General features: G+C 66.9%; 2 protein-coding genes. Both read right to left on the bottom strand.

Going from position 1 to position 854, the window contains the following annotated elements; translation table 11 throughout:
- Positions 1–91: 91 nt before the first annotated feature.
- On the bottom strand, positions 92–379 hold the full coding sequence (locus tag ACYQ0U_RS22730; protein ID WP_372446464.1) for a protein-tyrosine phosphatase family protein: 288 nt from the start codon (positions 377–379) through the stop codon (positions 92–94).
- A 222-nt stretch (positions 380–601) separates the two neighbouring features.
- The coding region (locus tag ACYQ0U_RS22725; RefSeq protein WP_459976158.1) for a hypothetical protein at positions 602–854 on the bottom strand (253 nt) is incomplete at its 5' end.

Raw genomic sequence — 854 nt, 5'->3', positions numbered from 1 at the left:
GCGGAGCGACCCGGTGCGGGATGGGCTCGCGGAGCGACCCGGTGCGGGATGGGCTCGCGGAGCTCGCAAGCGGATTCCGCCGCGGCTGCAGCTACACGGTGCCGAATCGCACGACGTAGCGCCTCTGCCAGGGCGTCTCGACCGCCCGGCGGTCGTAGCGCTCGCGTACAAAGGCGACGGCATGATCGGCCGGTACGCCATCCAGCACCGCAAGACAGGCGAGCGCAGTGCCTGTCCTGCCGCGCCCTCCGCTGCAAGCGACCTCGACTCGCTCGCGCCCAGCTCGACGCCACGCTTCACACAATGCGTCCCACGCGTCAGCCTTGTCGACAGGCAACCGCAAGTCCGGCCAACGAACCCATCGCTCTTCCCAGTCCATGGGCGGTGCCGGGGGCCTGCTCAACAAGTAGAGCCCGAAGTCCGGAGACACACCACCAGGCACCGGCTGCCGCAGGCCACGGCCCCGGACCGTTCGACCGGACGGCAGACGAAGCACGCCTAGAGCGGTCGGGCACCAGGTTTGGGTCACAGCCTCAGCGTATGCAGCGGATCGGCTCGTAGCGCGCCAGTGCAGGATCGGCTCGTGCCAGTTGACGCCGAGTTACACTCGTCGCGCAATCAGACTGTCGGGGTGTTCACCGACGACCTGTACGGCGGCTTCGCGTATCTGTTTCTCGATTTGAGGTCGCTCCGTTGGAACTGCTAGCCAAGAGTTGTACAGGCCTCGCAGTGTGGTGATCTGGTGACCATGGGGGTCGTCAAGAATGCGGTAGGCGCCATACCAACAAACGCACGCCGACGCGACGATGGGCGGGATCTCGTCGCGGACGAGCCGGCTTAGGTGCACGCGGTCG

Source organism: Nocardioides pyridinolyticus (assembly GCF_054653575.1).
Note: the sequence above shows the minus strand (reverse complement) of the source record. Positions and strands in the feature narration are given on the sequence as shown.